This window comes from Amycolatopsis thailandensis (genome assembly GCF_002234405.1).
In the GTDB taxonomy this organism is placed as follows: Bacteria; Actinomycetota; Actinomycetes; order Mycobacteriales; family Pseudonocardiaceae; genus Amycolatopsis; species Amycolatopsis thailandensis.
The window spans coordinates 1-647 of sequence record NZ_NMQT01000268.1; the positions used below are offsets into that span (position 1 = coordinate 1).

At 72.3% G+C, this 647-nt stretch carries 1 protein-coding gene; it reads left to right on the plus strand.

Annotation, left to right across the window (positions count from 1 at the left end):
• A partial coding sequence (locus CFP71_RS42210; protein ID WP_482746732.1) for a transposase occupies positions 1-647 on the plus strand: 647 nt, incomplete at both ends.

Genomic DNA, 647 nt, shown 5'->3' on the forward strand with positions numbered 1-647 from the left:
GGCGGTGTGGGCCACCCTGCGGCGGCTCGACTTCGTGCGCCGGGTCGACGACGCCGTCGGAGCCCAGCGCGCCACGACCACCCTGGGGGCGCATCTCGCGCTCGCCGTCCTGCACCGGGCGACAGCGCCGGACACGGACTTGGCCACCTGGTGGGAAGACGGCGTCGCGCGGGATTTCCTGAAAGCCGACGTCCCGAATCACTGGCGGGCGCTGCAGCGGCTCACGCCCGAGCGGATCGCGCGGATCGAGACCGCCGTCGCCGACGCGGTGCTCTCCTGGCTGGGGACCGGGAACGCGGCGCTCGCCGTCGACGTCCCGCAGTTCGCCACCTTCGCCACGGCCGATCCCTGTCACTGCGAACTCGCGGGGCTCGGCCTGGTGGTGACCAAGGACGGCGCGATCCCGCTGGCGTCGCACGTGTACTCGCGGGAAGGGGCGCCGCCGTTCGCCGTGCTCGCCGAGGAACTCCGCTCGCGGTATCCCGTCACGCTGGTCTTCACGGCGGGCCAAGCGGCTCAACTGGATCTCGGGCGGCATTTCGTCGGCGCGCTGCCGCTCTCGGAACACCCGGACCTGCTGGCGAAACCGGCGGCCGAACGGAAGAGCCGCGGGGAGGGAAAGGATGTCGGTCAGAGGGGTGAGGGTA